Origin of the sequence: Corynebacterium amycolatum SK46 (assembly GCF_000173655.1) — a bacterium.
Lineage (GTDB): Bacteria > Actinomycetota > Actinomycetes > Mycobacteriales > Mycobacteriaceae > Corynebacterium > Corynebacterium amycolatum_A.
In genome coordinates this window covers 307,195-326,827 of sequence record NZ_ABZU01000001.1, presented here as the reverse complement: position 1 = coordinate 326,827, position 19,633 = coordinate 307,195, and the positions used below count along the sequence as shown (strand labels likewise).

General features: G+C 56.8%; 14 protein-coding genes. 9 read left to right on the top strand and 5 right to left on the bottom strand.

Annotation, left to right across the window (positions count from 1 at the left end):
* The first annotated feature begins 121 nt into the window (after nt 1-121).
* Nucleotides 122-952, top strand: coding sequence for a hypothetical protein (locus CORAM0001_RS01425; RefSeq protein WP_005509671.1), 831 nt, complete (start codon nt 122-124; stop codon nt 950-952).
* A gap of 28 nt (nt 953-980) precedes the next feature.
* On the opposite strand, the gene CORAM0001_RS01420 is transcribed toward CORAM0001_RS01425, so the two are convergent.
* Complete coding sequence (locus tag CORAM0001_RS01420; protein ID WP_005509559.1) at nt 981-1,535, bottom strand: hypothetical protein; 555 nt, start codon at nt 1,533-1,535, stop codon at nt 981-983.
* Nucleotides 1,536-1,811: 276 nt separating this feature from the next.
* On the opposite strand from CORAM0001_RS01420, the gene CORAM0001_RS01415 reads away from it, so the two are divergent.
* The 5 genes from CORAM0001_RS01415 (at nt 1,812) to CORAM0001_RS01395 (ending at nt 7,929) form a co-directional block, all read left to right on the top strand.
* Entirely contained in the window at nt 1,812-2,894 is a 1,083-nt protein-coding gene (locus CORAM0001_RS01415; RefSeq protein ID WP_244261960.1) for a chymotrypsin family serine protease, read from the top strand.
* A gap of 255 nt (nt 2,895-3,149) precedes the next feature.
* Nucleotides 3,150-4,289 carry a trypsin-like serine protease gene (locus CORAM0001_RS01410; RefSeq protein WP_005509576.1) on the top strand — a complete coding sequence of 380 codons (1,140 nt, stop codon included), beginning with the start codon at nt 3,150-3,152 and terminating at the stop codon, nt 4,287-4,289.
* Nucleotides 4,290-4,398: 109 nt separating this feature from the next.
* Nucleotides 4,399-5,328 carry a NaeI family type II restriction endonuclease gene (locus tag CORAM0001_RS01405; RefSeq protein ID WP_005509391.1) on the top strand — a complete coding sequence of 310 codons (930 nt, stop codon included), beginning with the start codon at nt 4,399-4,401 and terminating at the stop codon, nt 5,326-5,328.
* Nucleotides 5,329-5,492: 164 nt separating this feature from the next.
* Nucleotides 5,493-6,494 carry a DNA cytosine methyltransferase gene (locus CORAM0001_RS10965; RefSeq protein WP_005509735.1) on the top strand — a complete coding sequence of 334 codons (1,002 nt, stop codon included), beginning with the start codon at nt 5,493-5,495 and terminating at the stop codon, nt 6,492-6,494.
* Between the two features lie 52 nt (nt 6,495-6,546).
* Nucleotides 6,547-7,929, top strand: coding sequence for an MFS transporter (locus CORAM0001_RS01395; protein WP_005509592.1), 1,383 nt, complete (start codon nt 6,547-6,549; stop codon nt 7,927-7,929).
* On the opposite strand, the gene CORAM0001_RS01390 is transcribed toward CORAM0001_RS01395, so the two are convergent.
* Nucleotides 7,926-8,858, bottom strand: coding sequence for a bile acid:sodium symporter family protein (locus tag CORAM0001_RS01390; RefSeq protein WP_050773568.1), 933 nt, complete (start codon nt 8,856-8,858; stop codon nt 7,926-7,928). The two genes, CORAM0001_RS01395 and CORAM0001_RS01390, sit on opposite strands and share 4 nt — an antisense overlap.
* Before the next feature lie 637 nt (nt 8,859-9,495).
* Between CORAM0001_RS01390 and CORAM0001_RS01385 the strand changes: the two genes are divergently transcribed.
* On the top strand, nt 9,496-11,679 hold the full coding sequence (locus CORAM0001_RS01385) for a DEAD/DEAH box helicase (protein ID WP_040360725.1): 2,184 nt from the start codon (nt 9,496-9,498) through the stop codon (nt 11,677-11,679).
* Nucleotides 11,680-11,881: 202 nt separating this feature from the next.
* Here the strand turns inward: CORAM0001_RS01385 and CORAM0001_RS01380 are convergent, their stop codons facing one another.
* From CORAM0001_RS01380 to putP, 3 genes are all read right to left on the bottom strand, one after another.
* Nucleotides 11,882-12,382 carry a hypothetical protein gene (locus CORAM0001_RS01380; protein ID WP_005509498.1) on the bottom strand — a complete coding sequence of 167 codons (501 nt, stop codon included), beginning with the start codon at nt 12,380-12,382 and terminating at the stop codon, nt 11,882-11,884.
* A 108-nt stretch (nt 12,383-12,490) separates the two neighbouring features.
* The gene (locus tag CORAM0001_RS01375; RefSeq protein WP_005509350.1) at nt 12,491-13,132 is read right to left on the bottom strand and encodes an HNH endonuclease family protein; all 642 of its coding nucleotides are present in this window, start codon (nt 13,130-13,132) and stop codon (nt 12,491-12,493) included.
* Between the two features lie 97 nt (nt 13,133-13,229).
* Entirely contained in the window at nt 13,230-14,753 is a 1,524-nt protein-coding gene (putP, locus tag CORAM0001_RS01370; protein ID WP_005509733.1) for a sodium/proline symporter PutP, read from the bottom strand.
* Between the two features lie 580 nt (nt 14,754-15,333).
* Between putP and CORAM0001_RS01365 the strand changes: the two genes are divergently transcribed.
* Entirely contained in the window at nt 15,334-18,573 is a 3,240-nt protein-coding gene (locus CORAM0001_RS01365) for a DEAD/DEAH box helicase (RefSeq protein WP_005509368.1), read from the top strand.
* Entirely contained in the window at nt 18,573-19,631 is a 1,059-nt protein-coding gene (locus CORAM0001_RS01360) for a hypothetical protein (RefSeq protein WP_005509512.1), read from the top strand. Before CORAM0001_RS01365 ends, CORAM0001_RS01360 begins: the two co-directional genes overlap by 1 nt.
* Nucleotides 19,632-19,633 lie beyond the last annotated feature (2 nt).

Here is a 19,633-nt window from a genome sequence, read left to right as displayed (position 1 = left end):
CGCTGCCGGCGTGATCTTTCGCAGCAATTGTCGGGGGCATGAGCCGCCCCAAGATTGCGCGTTTGTCGCTACGATTGGCTGCGGGTAGAGGCCAATTATCTTTCAAGGGAGGATTCCACCCATGAGCTTTTTCGAGCAGATTGCTGCGGCACTGGACCGCGAGGGCATTGAAAGCCGTGTCAACGATGACACCCTCTTCGTTCCCATTACCTCTGACCTGGAGGTTCAGTTCGTCACCATTGATGAGGACATCCCGGCTGCCGAAGTTTACGTAGCCGCTGCCGATGTGGATGATGAGGACGACGAGTTCGAAGCTGTTCTGGTCTCCGCTGTTTTCTCCGTCGAAGACGCCGTCGCGGCAGTCGCCCACCATGTAGCTACTGACCAGGTTGTTGGCCTGCTGCGCACTCTGCTCGATGGCGATGATGACCGCATTGCTGACCTGGAGTTTGAACAGGACCCCGAAGAGGCAACCTTGGTCACCTCCGAAGTTGGTACCTCCTCGTTGGTTCAGGTTTTGGTAACTGCCCACAACAACGAGCCCAGCGCACACGTCCGCTTCATCGCTCAGGACGCGAACTTGGACGACATCGTCGACCAGGCCATCGCAGAGTTCTGGGACTCGGACACCGAAACGGTTCTCACCGATGATGACCGTCGCAAGATGTTTGCTGACCTCTACTCTGACATCCAGACCTTGCGCAATGAGGTTCTGACGCTGGGCACCTTCAAGGACTTTGACAAGCTGATGGATGTCCTCGCGCTCGTGGTAGACCGCGCAGAGGAATGGGAAGATCAGCTGGCACCCGTCGATGACGGGTATGCGGAGTACATCTACTCTGATCACGTTGCCTCCTTGGACGAGGATGATGACGACGAGGACGATGATGACCTCTACGACGATGGCGACTATGACGACGAGGACGACGAAGAAGGCGACGACAGCGAGTAGCCGTACTGCGGCAGTGCTGTGATCAGTGCTAAGCCGCTGATGGGCGAGAAGAAAAGAGCTCGTTAGGACACGGCAGCGGCCGCGCGTCCCTGGTGCCAATCCAGCTATAACGACGCCCGGGGAGCGCGAGGTCAGTGCCGTTTTCGTGTATCTTGCTGCAGTCCTGCGCTCGATGGAGAGCCTCAGCCACAGCCCGAGTACGTCGGCGGTTTTCTTCCCGCGTCCGATTCGAACCGCCAATTCCGCGGAGGACTACCTCCGATGAGGATTCCACCTTGACGGAAACGGAGTACATGAACATGGGCTCATCCTTCAGGATGAAATATTCCGCGTGCACGTCGGCAAGCTGGGAGACTAGTGCGCGAGGAAGCGCTATCCGTGACGCGCGGACGGTGACCACAGGCCCGTCGGGAAGCGAGAAGGTGTGATCTAGCGCGCCAGGCGAATGCCTACGGCCGATGGTGGGGTGGCAGAGGATTGTGCGGATGAGGTCGAGGTCTTCGAAACATTCTGCACGGTAGGTAGCGGATAGTGGGCGAAGAGCTAGGCGGCGATGAATGGGAAACTCGTTTGCTGTGTTCATGGCTCACAAGTTATCGAACGCCCCGGACTCATATTTTCGAATGGATAGTACATATGTTCGATATATGTTTGGCATCAATGGGCTACCCAAGTGGGGGTAGTCAATTGGCTAAGTGTCTGGTGTTATTGCAGGGACGCGTGGGGTTGTGGAAACGATTCGGTAACGACTTTTGTAAAAGTGCAAGAGTCTGAGAAAACGCTATTTCTGGGGTGGGGTGGTGGATTAGTGTGAGTGGTAGTCCTAAGGAAAAACTAAACATTTGAAAGATTCATCTCAATGAAGCACGCAAGAAGTCGAATGGCGGTATCGGCTTTCGCAGCCTTTTTGTCCTTGGTGGCCCCGGCCGCGGCGCACGCTGTAGTGGTTGGTCCGGGTGACCCGATTCGAACTCCCATGGAGGGAAGTCCGTGGGATGGGTATCGAAATATCAACTCGCCGATGTGTTCGGCGGGTGTTCCGGGAACGGTGACGGACCGCAATGGGGAAAAGCATCGGGTCATGTTGACCGCAGGACACTGCGTGAATGATACTCCGGATGTGGGGCTGCCAATCGTCACTGGTGAGGTGTATGTGCCGACCACCGAAGGCGATAAGCGCATTGGTACGACAGGTGCTCACCGTTGGGAAGTGCCGCAGGAAGATGCCGGCCTGGAGTCGTTGCCGGCGGCCTTTAATGGCGCGGACTATGGAGTAATCAACCTTGATCCGGGCGTAGAGACTACCGGCGCAAGTTACTCCATCGATGAAAATGGTCAGAGCTACGGGGAGCCTGTAGCGATGACTGGCATTCAGGACAATGAAGACCTGCCGCGTGGCGAAGTCTCCTTCGATAATTTTGGCAAACCTATCTGTAAGGACGGCATGCGTACCGGACGTGCCTGTGGCTATCAGGTATTCCGGGCTCGAAACGGCATCTGGACGGTTGGTATTGGCGTTGACCATGGTGACTCCGGCGGAAATGCCTATGACCCGACCACTAACGAAGTTATTGGCGTGAATTCGATGACCTTCGGTCCGGTCTCGCGTGTGATGCCCGCGGATATTGCCATTCAGGAGGCCTACGGCATTCCTGACGGTCAAGTAAACGACCACTTTGAGGTATCGGATTCCACGGCTCAGCGTGACTCCTCCTACCGCACCCTCAATGAGGATATGGCGGCGGATCAGGAGTATGCCCGGGCGCAGGATCCGCAGGCTTCGCAGAATGATTCAGCGCAGCAGCTAGTCGATCTTGTGGATCAGTTGCCGCAGTCGCCGCAGGCCCCTGAACTGCCACAATCGCCCCAATTGCCACAATCGTCACAGTCGTTTGAGCTGCCTCAGTTGGCAGAAATTCAGCTTCCAAGCTTTGAGGGCTAGCACCAGTCTGAGAATCTGGCAAAAATCACCCCCGAACCGTTAAGAGAGCCAGGATCATCCACTGCGGATGGTTCTGGCTCTTGCGTTGCTGCTGAACAAACTTTTTGATGTGCAATGCGCGTGGAATGAAGACGAATGAACGTTTCCTCGGCTGAGAATTTCACCCTAGGTTCCATTTTTGGAGAGCTTTGTAAAGATGTCCCTAATACACTATGAGGGACAAGTTTTCTGTACAGAAATGGAGTACCGCACACTATGGCCAGTTCGAAGAAGGTCGCCACACTCACGGCTGCACTGTCGGTAGCTGCGGGTGGCTTTGTGCCCGGAATCGCGGTAGCTGAGGCTGCACCGGCAAACTCGGATGTTGTCATCGGCCCGGGCTCGCCGTTGCGAATGCCGTTCCCGAGCAGCAAGAACATCGACGGACGTCATGTCCAGTCCCCGATGTGCTCTCTGGGCGTTCCTGGCACCGTTGTGGATCAGAATGGCGTTTCGCATCGTGTCATCATGACTGCCGGCCACTGTGTTGTGGCGAAGGATACTGAAACCGGCGAAGAGGTCACTGGCCAGTTCTTCATCCCAACCAAGGATGGCGACAAGCTGGTCAACAAGGACTACATGGGCACAGATATCATGCCGGAAGAGTCCGATTTCGACGAGAACACCACTATGCCGGAGTTCTTCAACGACCTCTTCAATAGCGGTGACTACGGCATCATTGAGGTTCAGGACGACATCAAGACCACCTCTATGTCCCACTCTGTGGATGAGTTCGGCAACGTCCACGGCGAGCCGGTTCAGATTGTCGGTATCGAGGACAAGCGCACTCTCGACCCGATGGAGATTTCCGTCGACAACTTCGGTGAGCCCGTGTGCACCGACGGTTCCCGTACTGGCCGCGGCTGCGGCTTCCAGGTCTTCCGTGTCCGCAACGGTGTCTGGGCCATCGCTCCGATTGACCACGGAGATTCGGGCGGAAACGCTTACAACCCGGAGACTCGCGAGGCCATTGGCGTTAACTCTATGGGCATCGGCCCGCTGAGCCGCTTCCAGCCGATTGACGTTGCTCTTGAAGAGCAGTACGACATCCCAGACGGCCAGGTTAACGAGCGCTTCAAGGTAGAGACCTCCACTGAACCGCAGTCCGAGTTCCGCACGATTGACGAGGACGTCCAGTTCACCAACCAGCACGTCCCGCAGGAAGAGCCGGACCTGGGTCCGATTGGCGAACTGCTCCCAGAGGGCGTCGAGGTCCCACCGGAGATTGCTGACATCATCTCGGAGAGCCCAGCTCTCCCGGAGCTGCCGATCCCGGAGCTGTCTGGTGCGACCGCTCAGGCAGCACAGGCAGCCGACAGCATTTCCTCGCAGGCGAACCTGCCGAGCCTGTTCTAATCAGGCCACCGCAGTCTCGTAGATAGGGCGTTCGCTTTACGACGCTCCGTTTAACCCCCTATTCCGCCATGGTGGCGGGTAGGGGGTTTGTGGCTTAAGGTCCTTAACTATGCAAAAGATAACCAGTGCTGCCGATTCGGAGGTCGAAAAGGTCAAGGCACTAATTCGTGATGCGGATCCAGTAGGGGATCGGTTTGCAAAGGTTTTTAGGGAAACCTATTACTTGCTATATAACGGCCAGAAAACAGGACGTTACCGCTGGGAACAGCTTTACAAGACTGAGAAGACCCATTTTGGAACATTGATCGAAATCGCTATCCGTCATGAGTTTGCGGAGATCATTGATGACGGCATACAGAAACATCTTGATTATCGGATCGCTGGAATCGACGTAGACTGCAAGTTTTCCATGAATAAGGGATCGTGGATGATCCCGGTAGAAGCCGAAAACGAGATTATTATTGGACTGCATTCCTCTGATGAGGATTCCTGTTTCAGCGTATGTGTTGAGCGAGCTTCGTCGGACAAATTGACGAAAGGTGGGAATCGTGATCGGAAGCGGACGTTTACTCGGTCAGCTCGATCTGGAATTGATTGGATCTTTGATGACGCTCCGCTGCCCGTAAATCGATTGCTTCATTTGTCGGAAAGTGCTCGTGAGAAGATCTTCTCCAATCGATCTGGGCAAAAGCGAGTTAACGAGTTTTTCCGGCAGGCGCTCGGATTGGTCATCAATCGAGAAGATATTGCAACGGTGGCGAAACAGCGCGACTACATGAAGCGTGTGCGTGGCAATGGTGGTGCGCGTACAGCTCTGGCAGCTGAGGGCATAATTATCTTAACCGGAAAGTATATGCGGCAGATGGAAATCGCGGAGCAGTTGGCTGGTGTGAAACTGCGTTCCGATGAGTTGATTGCGCTGAGAGTTGTGTCGGTTACTGATTCTCATCGGGGGCGGGGCGCTGTGGAAATTGACGGTCAGTCTTGGCGAGTAGCTACGAGCACTGACCCGGTGGTACAGGCACCTATTTCATTCTGATCGGGTATGTTGACCGTAAAATCAATCGGGGTAGTAGGGTAGAAAGCGTCATTAAGCACGGTATCGAATGGATGTTCGAATTATGTCTCGTGGTGGATCCTGAGCATCGGGTAGCTTCCAGTTCGAAGAACCATTGGTTGGCGATGTAGGAGGTGGCGTTAGAGATGAGTGGATTCACATCGCTAGAGATTTGCGCCGGTGCTGGTGGCCAAGCTTTGGGGCTTGAGCAAGCCGGTTTCTATCATGTATGCACGGTAGAGAACGACCGAGATGCCTGTAATACGCTGCGTTTGAATAGGGACAACGATCTCGTTGCAGCAAAACAGCGTTGGAACGTTCGCGAGGACGATGTCCTCAACTTAAACGGTGCGGATTTCAAAGGCGTAGATCTAGTGGCTGGGGGTGTGCCTTGCCCACCGTTTTCAATTGCCGGAAAGCAGCTCGGGGCTGATGACGAGCGAGATCTTTTCCCAAAAGCGCTTGAGATTATTGCTTTGGCCGACCCGAAAGCAGTGCTCTTGGAGAACGTGAAGGGGTTGTCGCAACCACGGTTTAAGAATTACCGAGAGTCCGTTCTTAACGAACTCTATCGTCTTGGATATGAACCACATTGGCGATTAATTTATGCTTCGGAACACGGTGTTCCGCAACTTCGTCCTCGTTTTGTGTTGGTAGCTGTGAAACAGGAGTATGCTCCATTTTTCCACTGGCCTGAACCGCAAGGTGAAGCCCCGACAGTAGGTGAAACGCTTTATGCGGAGATGGCTTCGCAGGGGTGGCCAGGAGCGGAAAGTTGGGCAGCTCGTGCGAATAAAATTGCGCCGACTCTCGTTGGCGGATCTAAGAAGCATGGTGGCCCAGATGTCGGTCCTTCGCGTGCAAGAGAAGCATGGGCCAAGCTAGGGGTTAAGGGGTCGTCAATCGCGGAGTATCCGCCTGCCGCTGATGATCCAGTGGATCAACCTCCACGGCTTACAGTTGCTATGGGAGCTCTAATTCAAGGTTTTCCACCGGAGTGGAAAATTTCTGGAAAGAAAACTGCTGCCTGGAGACAGGTCGGAAATGCATTTCCGCCTCCTGTGGCAAGAGCATTGGGAACTTCGATTTCAAATGCACTAAATAAAAACACAGCACAGGTGCCGATTCAAGAGGTCATAGCTGTATAAGAGTCGAGTCTTTTATTGAAATCGGTCAACTGAGCAAGAAAGGACCGTTACCTTGTCAGCTTCCCGTTCGCGCGACCTGCTTCGTCGTAGAGCAAAGTGCGAATCTCAGCCAGACATTGCGTCGGAGGTGGGAAGCAAAGCACAAGGCCTAGGCCCTCAGCCGGGGGAATCAGACCGGACAAAGCAGCCGATTCCGCGAGAAATCTGGATCTTAGTCAGCGCTGCGTTCATCATTGCGCTGGGCTTCGGGCTAATCGCGCCAATCTTGCCGCAGTACGCGCGCAGCTTCGATGTGGGTGTGTTCGCGGCCAGCTTCGTGGTCAGTTCGTTCTCCATTTTCCGGCTAATCTTCGCGCCGGCATCGGGCTCACTGGTAGAGAAGCTCGGTTACCGGCGCACGTACCTAACCGGCATCAGTATCGTCGCGTTCTCGACTTTGCTTGTCGGCGTTGCGCAGACATATTGGCAACTGCTGGCATTCCGTGCGCTCGGAGGCATCGGTTCGACGATGTTTACGGTCTCGGCAATGGGGCTGATTGTGCGGATTTCGCCGCCGGAGATCCGCGGTAAGAGCTCGGCCGCCTACGGCACAGCTTTCCTGTTGGGCAATGTCTTTGGCCCAATTATTGGTGCTGCAATGGGTGCATGGGGCATGCGAGTACCGTTTTTCATCTACGGTGGCGCGCTGATTGCGGCAACGATTGTGGTGGGCATGTCGCTGAGTGCGGAGCATCTTCGCCACGTAGTGCCCAAGCGCACGACCCCGGTGCTGAAGTTCTCCGAGGCAATCCGCGACTCGGCATATCGAAGTGCACTAGTCGGAGCTTTCGCAAACGGCTGGTCGAACTTCGGCGTGCGCGTCGCGATTGTCCCGCTGTTCGCTGCGGCAACGTTCTCCCATGTCGGCGCCCCAGAACCGGGCAGCAATGGGGCAGTGGCCGCCACTGCCACAGCTGGTTTTGCGCTGACGGCCTTCGCACTCGGCAATGTTACGGCACTGCAGTTTTCCGGCCGTCTCTCCGACCGCATCGGCCGTCGTCCACTGCTCATCACGGGCCTGTTTATCAACGGCGTATTCACTGGCGCTATCGGATTTAGCAGCGGCGCCATTCCGCTACTCATTCTCTCCGTCCTCGCGGGCTTCGGCGCTGGCATGATCAATCCATCGCAGCAGGCCGTGCTTGCCGACGTCATCGGCGCCAACCGCCAAGGTGGAAAGGTGCTCGCCAATTTCCAGATGGCTCAGGACTTCGGAGCGATTTCCGGCCCGCTGATTGTCGGCGCAATCGTGGATGCCGCAGGGTTCAAGGCCGGTTTCCTTGTTTGCGGTGTCATCTCGCTGGTCGCAATGGTGGGCTGGATCTTCGGGCGCGAGACGCTGCCGGCCCAGTCGTCGAACAGCGGAGCCAAAGAAGCCAAAGCGAAAACAGCTTAAGCAGAAGCGGATTCGCTAGTTTCCTTGCCTTCATCGAGCTTTCGGCAAATAGCCACGTAGATCGCGCCAGTGATGTTGTGCACCACAGCGGCCACTGCACCGGGAAGCGCGGCCTCCGGGGTAAAGAACTTCGCTGCCATACCGGAGGACAGACCCGCGGATTGCGTGCCGACCTCCACGGCCACCGTGCGCTTGCCCGCAGTCGGCATCCCCACCAGCTGGCCTGCAAAGAAGCCGAGCACGTAGCCCAACACGTTGTGGATAATCACAGCCACAAACACAATCAGGCCAATGTTCGCCAGGCTCTCTGCGTTCTTGGCCACGGCACCGAAGACCACGCCACCGATACCGAGAATGGAAATCCACGGAAGAATCGGCAGGATCTTATTAATAAAAGAGTCGGCCACAACGCGAATAACCAGGCCACCAACCACAGGCAGGAGGACTGTCTGACAGAGGCTCCAGGCCATCCCGAGACCGTCGACCTCCGTGTGCGCGTCGGCAAGCACGAGCATGAGAAATGGCGTCATGATTGGCGAAACTAGCGTCGACACGCTGGTCATAGCGACGGACAGTGCGACATCACCGCGTGCCAGGTAAGCGATGACGTTCGACGAGGTGCCGCCGGGGACGGAGCCCAGCATCAGCAGGCCGACGGCGAGTGCCGGGTTGAGCCCAAGGGCTTTCGCCACGGCAATCGCAAGCAACGGCATGACGACAAACTGCGCAATAACGCCGAAGAGAATCGCCAACGGGCGCTTAGTGACCTGCTTAAAGTCCGGGATGGTCAGGGTGAGGCCCATCGCGAACATGATGATCATCAGGAAGTACGTGATGTAATCTGTCAGCGGAGTAAACGGGGTGGGGAAGAAGAATGCCAGCGCCGAACCCGCCAAAATAAAGCCCGGAAATCCGAGAACTTCAATCATTGCCGAAAGCTTCGACGGCTCCTTATCCGCCTGCCCGCCATTCCCAGAAACCTCGTCGGGAGAATGTGGTTTTAGCGGGGACTGCCGGGGCGATGACGGCTGCGGTTCAGATGGATTACTATTGCTGAGCATTTTCGAGCGACCTTGGGTTTATACGTTGTGTAATTGCAAAAGTCCGCCGAACGGTGGGTGTTCCACGGCGGGAAATAGCTGATACGTGTACAAACTTGTAGGGGAAATGTTAGCCATCTCACCCCGGGGAGTTACAAAATAGGCACCCCGAAGTGGGTGCAACGCGCTCGCTTAACGACGGTCCCAGCGCCGGGCCTCGTCCAAAAAATCGACCGCCTAGTGTTGTGACCTTGCTGACGGGAAATGGTTTTTTGACCGACGGTGGCGTAGTCTGGGCAGTCGGTGTGAAATCCTGACGACAATGTCGCAGAGAATCTGGCAGCGGTATAAGTTCGCTGGTGAAACGCTTGAAAATGCATAGTGCATGATGGGCGCCCCTCCTCGGAAGTAAAAGCTGAATTGGGTTTGGGCGCAATTTTTCGAAGTATGTGCAAGAGAAGCGATGTCATCGCAATTCCGACGTGAGAGCACTGAAAAACAAGAACGTAAATTGGGCGGGTCATGTATGTGCGACCCAACTGTGAGTAATCAACTGTTGAATATTGAGTGTGCGGGCGAAAAGGCCCAGGAAGAGCCCCAAATGGCTAATAATGAAATGAATGGCAGCGTCGAGGAGAATCGCGAGGATCAGCGCGAAGACCAGCGCGAGGACGCAATTGTGAAGGCCGAGGATGTAGTGGCCGAGGAAGCACCAGCGGCCGAAGAGAAGGTCGCTGAGGAAAAGAACGAAAAGAACAAAGACGACAACGGCGACGACACCGTCGGCTTCGATGAGCTTGAGCTGCCGGATGACATTGTCAATGCAGTTCGCAAGGTTGGGTTTGAGACTCCGTCCCCAATTCAGGCTGCAACTATCCCGACTCTGATGAGCGGCCGCGACGTCGTCGGCCTGGCTCAGACTGGTACCGGTAAGACCGCGGCGTTCGCGCTGCCGATTCTGGCTCGCATTGACCGTTCCGTCCGTGCACCGCAGGCGCTGGTGCTCGCTCCGACCCGTGAGCTGGCACTGCAGGTTGCGGATTCCTTCCAGTCGTTTGCTGATCACCTGGGCAAGATTCAGGTCCTGCCAATCTACGGCGGTCAGTCCTATGGAGTGCAGCTGTCGGGTCTGCGTCGAGGCGCACAGATTATCGTCGGCACGCCGGGTCGTGTCATCGACCACCTGGAAAAGGGCTCGTTGGACATCTCCGACCTGCGCTTCCTGGTGCTGGACGAGGCCGATGAGATGCTGCAGATGGGCTTCCAGGAGGATGTCGAGCGCATTCTTGCCGACACTCCGGATGACAAGCAGGTCGCACTGTTCTCGGCTACCATGCCGGCTTCGATTCGTCGCCTGTCCAAGCAGTACCTGACGGAGCCGGAAGAGATCACCGTCAAGTCCCAGACTCGCACTGCGGACAATATTCGCCAGCGCTTCCTGATGGTCAGCCACCGCAACAAGCTGGACGCGCTGACCCGCATCCTCGAGGTCGAGGAATTTGAAGCGATGATCATGTTCGTGCGCACCAAGCATGAGACCGAGGAGCTCGCCGAGAAGCTGCGTGCCCGCGGATTCTCCGCTGCTGCCATCAACGGCGATATCCCGCAGACTCTGCGTGAGCGCACGATTGATCAGCTCAAGGACGGTCGCCTGGACATCCTGGTGGCAACCGATGTTGCTGCTCGTGGCCTGGACGTTGACCGCATTTCCCACGTGGTCAACTACGATATTCCGCACGACACCGAGTCCTACGTCCACCGCATCGGTCGTACCGGCCGCGCTGGCCGCTCCGGCGAGGCGCTGCTGTTTGTCACCCCGCGTGAGGGCCGCCTACTGCGCTCGATTGAGCGTGCAACCAAGTCGCAGCTGCACGAGATGAAGTTGCCGACCGTTGATGAGGTCAACGACTCTCGCAAGCAGAAGTTCGCTGATGACTTGACTGAGGCGCTTGCTGATTCGCAAGTTCCAGTCTTCCGCGAGCTCATCGAGGAGTACGCAGAAGAGCACGACACCCCGCTGGTTGATATCGCCGCTGCTATCGCTGCGCAGGCACAGTCGGGCGACTTCCTGATGAAGGAGCCGCCGCGTGGCCGCCGCCATGACCGCGACCGTGATCGATTCGACCGCGATCGCAACCGTGGCCGCGATGGTCGCTCCCGTGGTGAGCGCGGTCAGGGCAAGCGCGCTGACCTGGTCGAATTCGACCGCGAGGGTACCGCCACCTACCGCATCAGCGTCGGTCGTCGCCAGCACGTCCGCCCGGGTGCCATTGTGGGCGCCATCGCCAACGAGGGCGGCCTGTCCTCCAAGGACTTCGGACACATCGACATCCGTGGCGACCACACTCTGGTTGAACTGCCGGCTAACCTGCCGCAAGAAGTCATCAACAACCTCTCTGATACCCGCATCTCCGGCCAGCTCATTGGGCTGAAGCTTGACGACGGCACCTCGGTCGACGACAGCGATGACTACCGCGGTGGCCGTGGTGGCTACCGTGGCAATCGTCGTGATGGCGGCCGTGGTCGCGGAGGTTACCGTGGTGGCCGTGGTCGCGGTCGGGATGACCGTCGTGGTGGCGGTCGCGGTCGCGGTGGCTACCGTGGAAACTTCGATGACGGTGACGATTTCGGTGGCCGTGGTCGCGGTCGCGGTGGCTACCGTGGTGACCGTGATGACCGTCGCGGTGGTTACCGTGGTGGACGCCGCTAATCCTGCTAGGTGAGTGAGGTGGTCGTCGGCAGGCGACTACCGACTACCGCCCGTGGCGCGAACCTAGAAATTAAAAAACTGCCGGTGCGCATGTACTTCCAAGCCCTAAAGGTTGGGCCGAAACGTACAGGCGCACCGGCAGTTTTGCTATGCATGAGGGGAGTGCGCTTAGGCGCGGGGCCCAAGCGCTTGAGCTCAATCCTTAGATGAAGAACATCAGGATGCCGGCGACAACCCATAGCAGGGAGAAGATGCCGGAGAACATAGCCAGCTGGCTCTTCTGCTTGTCCCAGTCGAGCTCTTCAGCCTTCTTGCGACGCTCGATGAACTCCGGATCGTCAGCATCCTCGTCTTCGTCAGCGATGCCGAGGCCGGCCATCATCAGACGCTGACGCGGAATGACCAGGAAGAACAGCAGTGCCCAGGCGATGATAGCCAGCAGGATTGCGGCGTGCATTTCCCCGGACTTCATGTAGGTCGACACATCAGTGAACATGACACCGAAGCCGAGCAGCGGCACGAGCAGCGACCACATGCCGTAGGTGCGCGAAATGGCGTGCATGGTGCGCGCGGCGCCGACCGTTCCTGCCTCTCCGCCGCGGGCTGCAAGCGCGAGCTTCGGGAACATCGAAATTGCGACAGTCACCGGTCCAAGCAGCAGAATTGCCGCCAGGACGTGAACCATAAGAACTACGTTTTGCACGTATTACCTTTCCACGACTGAATGTAGGCCTCGCGTTCAAGCGAGGAGTGGCCTGGATATTTCTTTATTAAGACCAGTCCTTAACTTAACGTGCTCGCACTATTTTCTCTATTTCGTGCCTTTTCCCGCGCGGATCCCACACGCAGCTGCCATCGCCTTCCAGTCTGCCGAAGATACGGGCAGGTCCCATTTAATGGCCACCGTTAAGTAACGATGCGAGTAGTCACACGCCTTCGCATCCTCGGGAAGCCATTCCGCCGGGCTGGCATCTCCTTTATCCCGGTTGACCGCGCTTCGCGTGGGCACGAGGTTGGTCTCGATATCGTTGCCAAATTGCCGACGCCGCTCGGCATCCCAGGCGTAGGCTCCAAAATCCCACGCCGCTGCCAACGGATAAATGTGGTCGATATCGACCTCATGTGCACCGACCGGGTCGTCCGTGTAAGGATCGAGGATTTCGCGCAGGGGCCCGTCGTTAAGCGAACATGCAGAACCCCCGAACCACGTCACCAGAACTTTATGACGTGTATTGCAGTCGGCAGAACCGTCCCAAATGTCGAAGCGCTCGCGTTTGTAGCCGGTGACAGTGGGGCGGGCAGTAACGACGCGAACTGTGCGAAGCTGCTTGACGACGATCTCCGTATCCGACCTTGCGGGGGAGGAGGTGACGAGAACTCGCGTAAGCGCAAAGGATGAGACAAAGGCGGCAGTCAGGGATGCGGCCAGGATGGCAAATAAAAAAGGGCGCATACCTAGTTGGGCGCGAAAAATACTTTTTCGGTTCCCTTGTAGGTATGCGCCGGGGCTAGCCTGCGGGGCTAGCGGAGGCCAAGCCTAGGTCAAAGCGTTAGACCAGAGCCTGCTTTGCTGCATGGTCGAACTCTTCCTTGATCTTCTCGTTCGGCTCCTTGGTAAGCAGCGTGACAATGATCATCACGACAGTTGCAGCGGCGAAGCCCGGGACGATCTCGTAGAGAGTGTCGCTGAGCGAGCTCATGCCCCATGCGAAGGAGACAACCGCGCCGGTGATCATACCGGCTGCCGCACCAGGGGTGTTCAGACGCGACCAGTAGAGGGCGGCCAGCAGCACCGGACCGAATGCCGAGCCGAAGCCAGCCCACGCGAAGCCAACCAGATCCAGAATGGAGCTGTTCGGGTTAGCAGCGATGATTGCGGCGATGATGGCGATCAGCGCGACGGCGACGCGGGAGAGCGTCATGTAGGTCTTCGGACGCAGGGACTTGTTGACCGTTGCCTTGAACAGATCCTCGATCAGCGCGGAGGAAGACACCAGCAGCTGCGAAGAAATGGTGGACATGATTGCTGCCAGCACTGCAGTCAGAATCAGGCCTGCAATCAGCGGGTGGAACAGGATGCGGGTCATGTCCAGGAAGATGGTTTCGTAGGAAGACGCATCAGTGACCGAAGCATCTGGGTTCGTCGCGAAGAAAACAGTTGCACTCAGCGCCACGAGGACGGAGCCGAGCATGCACAGTGCCTGCCAGCCAACGCCCCAGCGGCGGCCCTCAGTTGCGTCCTTTGCACTACGCAGAGCCATGAAGCGAACGATGATGTGCGGCTGGCCAAAGTAGCCCAGACCCCAGCCGAGCAGACCGATAATCGTAATTAGCGGAATACCAGCGAACGGATCGAAGAAGGTTTCAACCGGCTGTCCCTCGCTGCCCGGGTATGGGTTGTTAGCAGCAAAGCTGAAGACATCCGAGAAGGAGTTGCCGTTGTTGATCAGGTAGATAATGCCGACAGTCGGGACCGTCAGCAGCGCAATGAACATGATGATGCCCTGCACCGCGTCCGTGTAGGAGACAGCAAGGAAGCCGCCGAACAGGGTGTATGCGACAGTGATCCCCGCAACCAGCAGCATGCCGACGAGGTAGCTGCCACCGAACGTCGACTCCCAGTAGCGGCCACCTGCGACCATGCCCGAGGAGACGTAGAAGGTGAAGAACAGCAGAATAATCAGGCCTGCGGAAACGCGCAGCACCTTCGACGTATCGTGCAGACGGTTCTCCAGGAACGACGGCACGGTAATCGAGTTACGAGCAATCTTGGTGTAGCTACGCAGGCGCGGTGCGGTGAACTTCCAGTTCAACCATGCGCCAACGACCAGGCCGATTGCAATCCAGGTCTGATTCAGGCCTGAAAGGTAAATCGCGCCGGGCAGACCCATCAGCAGCCAGCCGGACATGTCCGATGCACCCGCTGACAGTGCTGCGACGAACGGATGCAGACCGCGACCGCCAATCATGTATTCGTCATACTCTGCGGTCTTTTTCCATCCGGTCCAACCGATGTAGACCATCAACAGCAGATAAATGACTAGTGCGATGATGAACCATGTTTGTTGGTCCACAGGGCAACTCCTCATTATTTATTAGGCGTACAGTCGGACTCGCACACTGCCCAGCGCGCCGGAAATCGCTTCCTGACGTATCACTCAATTTCGTTTGAGCCAGTCCGCTTGACGACGTTCACAGCGTCGCAGCAACATCGAGCCAGTAAGTGGCCGACAGAAACAGCGGATCCTGCGATTCGCAATGAAACACAACTTCAGCTTCCGGGCTGTCTACGACAGTCAGCGGAGCCTACTGGCACATGCGAACCATGGCAGAAATATTGCACGAGTCACACATTTTTTAATTCTTGTAGCTCATACGACGTTTGCATGTGATGCGCTGCATTGCAAGATAAGAAGCGTCGAAAAAGGTTTTAAAAATCGGTTAAGTGCGACAAATTACCTGGGAAAAGGGGTATTTGGGTAGAGGGGGAGTAATTTTTGCAAGATACATAATTCGAACACGCGTGCTAATGTTGTGATGTGATGAAAAAGCTGCTCCGGGGTGCGTGGCAGAATCTTCATTGAGCAAATATCCGGTGGCGAAGCCGCCGGGTGATTAGACGGTGATGACTGAGCAAGCAGTGGGGAGGAAGTAATGGACCAAGTTGCAAAGTCAGCGGTGCCGTTGCTGCTGCACGCGGTCTGGAAGGATGATTCGGGTCTTCACCTATGGGTGGAGCGGCCAGAAGGGCACCGGATTATTGCGGACGTGGATTTGCTGGAAGTCCCGGCGCATCAGCGTCGGCTTTTTGCAGTCCTGGACCGGGGGAGTCGAGCGCAACTGACGCTAAAACTGCGCACACCGAAGGGGCGGGCAGTAGAGAAAGCGGTACCCACATGGGTGTTCCCGCCATGGGCCGCTGTGACAGTACTGGTGCAATTGCAGGAGGAAGCTTCCTCTGAGGCGATGGCGCCGGATCTTCGGTTCTTTGTAGATGTTGTACAGGGATTGGATGCTTTCGCACGCTCTGGGCGGGCATTGGTGGGGCTGACGTGGGAAGACAATGAGTGGTGGCCGACGTGGCGGATGTCGGAGGGGTTGAGTGAGATTGCCTGGCAGAGTCAGGTCATTTCCCGTACACCACCGGTGTTGATTGATAACGGAGGTGCCACGGTGGCTGAAGATTTCATCAATCGGATGTTTCATTGGGTCACCAACGCGCTCCTGGCCGATTTGGATGAACCGGCAGAACAGCGTCAGAGCTTCGTGCGGTCGTTGTTGCAGTCGCAGTCCCTGGGGCGTGCGACGCCGGGGGTGGCTCAGTCGCTGGCAAAGTGGAGGCTGTCGGCCGATGGCGAGGATGTTCGCCTGCAGCTAATGGTGCAGGAACCCGTTGGTTTTGAAGGCCAGCTGGAAGATTTGCCGGATGTGGATCTCCCGCAGCTGTTGGAGTTGCGGGATCGAGCGGATGAAGAAGGCGGCTCAGTAATTCGCTTCGATCCTCGTTCGGCCGCAGTGGAACATGAGACTCTATGGCCATTGCGGATGTACTACCGCATCGGCGTCGCAGCTCCGGAGCGCCTGAACCCAGAAATGTGTCGCCGGTCCGTGTTGTCGTTGCTTCGCCCGCAGCTATTGGCTGCGCAAGAGGCATTCCCAACGCTCAAATACGCGAAAGCTGCGGGCCACCCGGGCTTAGATCTGCTGCTGACCTCAGAGCAGCTGATAGAGCTTATGACTGATGGCATCTCGCAGCTGGCAAAGGTCGATATCGATGTGATGCTGCCGCCGAACTGGAAGTCGGTGGAGACCACCCTGCAGTTGCACACTGAAGTCGTCCAGTTAGACCCGACGGGGCCTGCTGGGCGCCGTTCGGAACCGAAACTCGGATTTGACCAACTGGTTGATTACGAGTGGAAGCTGGCCGTGGGGGATGCCGTACTGACGGAAGCAGAAATGCGTGAGCTCGCTGCATCGAGTACGGGACTAGTGCATCTGCGAGACCATTGGGTGCACGCGAATCCAGAGGTAGCTAGGGAAGCCCTGAAGTTTTTGGTGGAGCAGACCAAGGCCGGGGAGGAAACCGGTAAGGGGCAAGCCACCCTGAAAGAGCTGGTCTTCGACGGTGGCTTGGAGTCGCAAGCTCCATCAGCAGTGCCAGTCGCCCCCAGAGATCCCTCTTGGCTCAAGGCTTTGGTGTCGAAGTACTCAGACGGTTCCACGCCTCTCATAGAGTCGGTCGAGGTGCCACCGAGTTTTGTCGGTGAGCTGCGAGAGTATCAACAGCGCGGTGTTGAGTGGCTGGCGGATATGTCCAACCGCGGCTTCGGTGTCATTCTCGCTGACGACATGGGGCTTGGAAAGACTGTGCAAATTCTGGCGCTGTTGGAGTTTGAGCGCTGCCGTCGTCAAGCGGATGCGACGGATCAAGAGCACAAGGCTTCGCTTCTGGTCGTTCCGACAGGTGTGCTGCGCAATTGGGCAGCAGAAGCGGCAAAGTTCACTCCAGAGCTCAAGGTTGGGCTGCTGCATGGTTCAAACCGCCCTCATGGTGAAGAACTACAGGAATTTATCGGAAAACACGATGTTGTTGTGACGACCTATGGTGTTGCTACCCGCGATGTGAAGGAACTTTCCCAAGTGCAGTGGGATCATGTTATTGCCGACGAAGCACAGGCAATTAAGAACCCCAACGCGCAGGTATCCAGAGCGCTACGGAGCCTGGGCTCGCGACACAACATCGCCATGACTGGTACTCCGGTGGAAAACGACTTGGGCGAGCTACGCACCATCATGGATTTCTGTAACCCAGGCATGCTGGGGTCGGCGAATGCATTTCGCAACAAGTTTGCGATTCCCATCGAGCGTGATGGGAATGCGGAAATGCTACTGCAATTGCAGTCGATTACAGCACCTTTTATCCTGCGCCGACTCAAGTCGGATCCAGCTATTGCGCCGGACCTGCCTAAGAAGAATGAGCAGGTGGAAATGGTTCCTCTCACGACGGAGCAGGCTTTCTTGTATCAGGAAGCCGTGAAGGATATCGAGGACAAGCTTAAGCGCTCGAAGCGGAACCGCTCTGGCAACTTCGGGCGAAAGAGCATCATCCTCGGCGGCATCATGAAGTTGAAGCAGATTTGCAACCACCCAGCGCACTACCAGCACGACGGCTCGGGGCTGCTCAATCATGGGCAGCATCGCTCGGGCAAGGTTGCACGGCTGGAAGAGCTCGTCGATGAGATTGTCCAAAACGGTGAACGCGCGCTTGTGTTCACGCAGTTCGTGGAGTTTGGAAAGATGCTCGCCCCTCATTTCAGCAAGCGCCTTGGCGTGGACATTCCGTTTATTCAAGGGGCAATGACTCCGGCACAGCGCGAGAAAGTAGTGGCAGAGTTTAATGCCCCGGACGGTCCACCAATCATTTTGCTGTCGACTCTCGCGGCAGGTGTCGGTATCAACCTGGTTGCCGCCAACCACGTCATTCACATTGACAGGTGGTGGAATCCAGCGGTTGAAAACCAGGCCACGGACCGCTCTTACCGCATCGGTCAGCGTAAAGACGTACACGTGCACAAGCTGGTCAGCGTGGGAACGCTGGAAGAGCGTATCGACGAGCTGATTTTCGAGAAGGCAGAATTGGCCGATGCGGTTGTGCGCGCTGGTGAAACCAAGCTCACGGAGATGGACTTTCACCGTTTGCGGTCTCTGTGGCAATTGGACCAGGACAAGATTCAGTCACTGCGTGAATCGATGGACGCAGCGGAGTCAAAGTCCGGTAGGACAGTGACCGATGGGGTGACCCCAGAGGCCACGGCATCGGATTCCGCAACCTCTGATGACGATTCGATTCCCAACAATGTGACACCGTTTAGAGTCCAGAAGAGGTGGTACTAATGGCCGGTGACGGAGACGTGACATGGGGCGACAATGTCATCTTTGCCGAGTTTGGCAAGGGCCCCTCTGGGAAGCGCGGTCGTAAAAGGACTACGGCGCGAAGCGCGCCAGCGACCAGCTCGACGATTGAAAAGCTCCTAGCCACCCAGGACTGGGCCGGTGCATTTACCGGACAGCAGCGCCGTGGAACCGCAGCGCGCGTGGCGGTCGAGCCGCGTACTACTTTTGCCCGGTGGGTGTGGGAGTTCATCATCCGTGGCGCCGATTCGGGTCGTGTTCACAGAGGTGAGAAGTACCGATTCGACGGCAATGTGCTGGGGCTTCGAATCGCGGATGGTTACATCATCGGTGAAGTGCAGGGCAGCCAGCCGGAACCATTCTCAGTCTTTATTCGGTTCCCACGGCGGGAGCAGAAACAAACTGACGACGTACTGCGGTGGTTAGTGAACAATCCGTCGGCTTTCACGGAGTTTGAGCACGGTGAATTGCCGTATGAGCAGATGGAAATGCTGCTTTGCGATGGCGAAGAGCACATTTACAGCGAATGTACCTGCCCGGACCCGGCACCTGTGTGTAAGCACACCGTTGCAATCGCAGCTCAACTTGTCGCTGATATCGACCGCGATCCGCTGTCGCTACTGCAGCTGCGCGATTATCCGCAACGCGAATTGCAACGCCGGCTTCAGGAACTAACACAGCTGCGAAACCGGACTGCGCCGAAGCGCCTCGGGCTTGGCGGCGCGGTTCGGGAGGATCCCAATAAAACCGACCAGAAGTCGGATGTTGCTGGTGGAAATGATGGCGGTGACAACGAGCAGAAAAAGGTTGCCGAGCTTTTCGCTGTCGAAGCCGACTACTGGGGCAATGACTTGGAACGAGTCAGCGTTCCTTCGCTTGAGGTTATTGATCCACTAACAGTTACCGACCGCAGTTTGCTGCATGAAGCATTGCAGCCAACCTGCGTAATTTCGAGAGAGACCATTCGTGCAGTCGCCGATTTGGAAGATTGTTGGCAACATCTGCAGGAATCGCTGAGCCTGGGACAAAAGGAGCGCTAGTC

Excerpts from the sequence above, each read along its gene's own strand:
- CORAM0001_RS01415 (WP_244261960.1), top strand. The coding sequence starts at position 1,812 with ATGAAGCACGCAAGAAGTCGAATGGCGGTATCGGCTTTCGCAGCCTTT.
- CORAM0001_RS01390 (WP_050773568.1), bottom strand. The coding sequence starts at position 8,858 with ATGATTGAAGTTCTCGGATTTCCGGGCTTTATTTTGGCGGGTTCGGCG.
- CORAM0001_RS01365 (WP_005509368.1), top strand. The coding sequence starts at position 15,334 with ATGGACCAAGTTGCAAAGTCAGCGGTGCCGTTGCTGCTGCACGCGGTC.
- CORAM0001_RS01360 (WP_005509512.1), top strand. The coding sequence starts at position 18,573 with ATGGCCGGTGACGGAGACGTGACATGGGGCGACAATGTCATCTTTGCC.
- CORAM0001_RS01410 (WP_005509576.1), top strand. The coding sequence starts at position 3,150 with ATGGCCAGTTCGAAGAAGGTCGCCACACTCACGGCTGCACTGTCGGTA.
- CORAM0001_RS01425 (WP_005509671.1), top strand. The coding sequence starts at position 122 with ATGAGCTTTTTCGAGCAGATTGCTGCGGCACTGGACCGCGAGGGCATT.
- CORAM0001_RS01420 (WP_005509559.1), bottom strand. The coding sequence starts at position 1,535 with ATGAACACAGCAAACGAGTTTCCCATTCATCGCCGCCTAGCTCTTCGC.
- CORAM0001_RS01385 (WP_040360725.1), top strand. The coding sequence starts at position 9,496 with ATGTGCGACCCAACTGTGAGTAATCAACTGTTGAATATTGAGTGTGCG.
- CORAM0001_RS10965 (WP_005509735.1), top strand. The coding sequence starts at position 5,493 with ATGAGTGGATTCACATCGCTAGAGATTTGCGCCGGTGCTGGTGGCCAA.
- CORAM0001_RS01405 (WP_005509391.1), top strand. The coding sequence starts at position 4,399 with ATGCAAAAGATAACCAGTGCTGCCGATTCGGAGGTCGAAAAGGTCAAG.
- CORAM0001_RS01375 (WP_005509350.1), bottom strand. The coding sequence starts at position 13,132 with ATGCGCCCTTTTTTATTTGCCATCCTGGCCGCATCCCTGACTGCCGCC.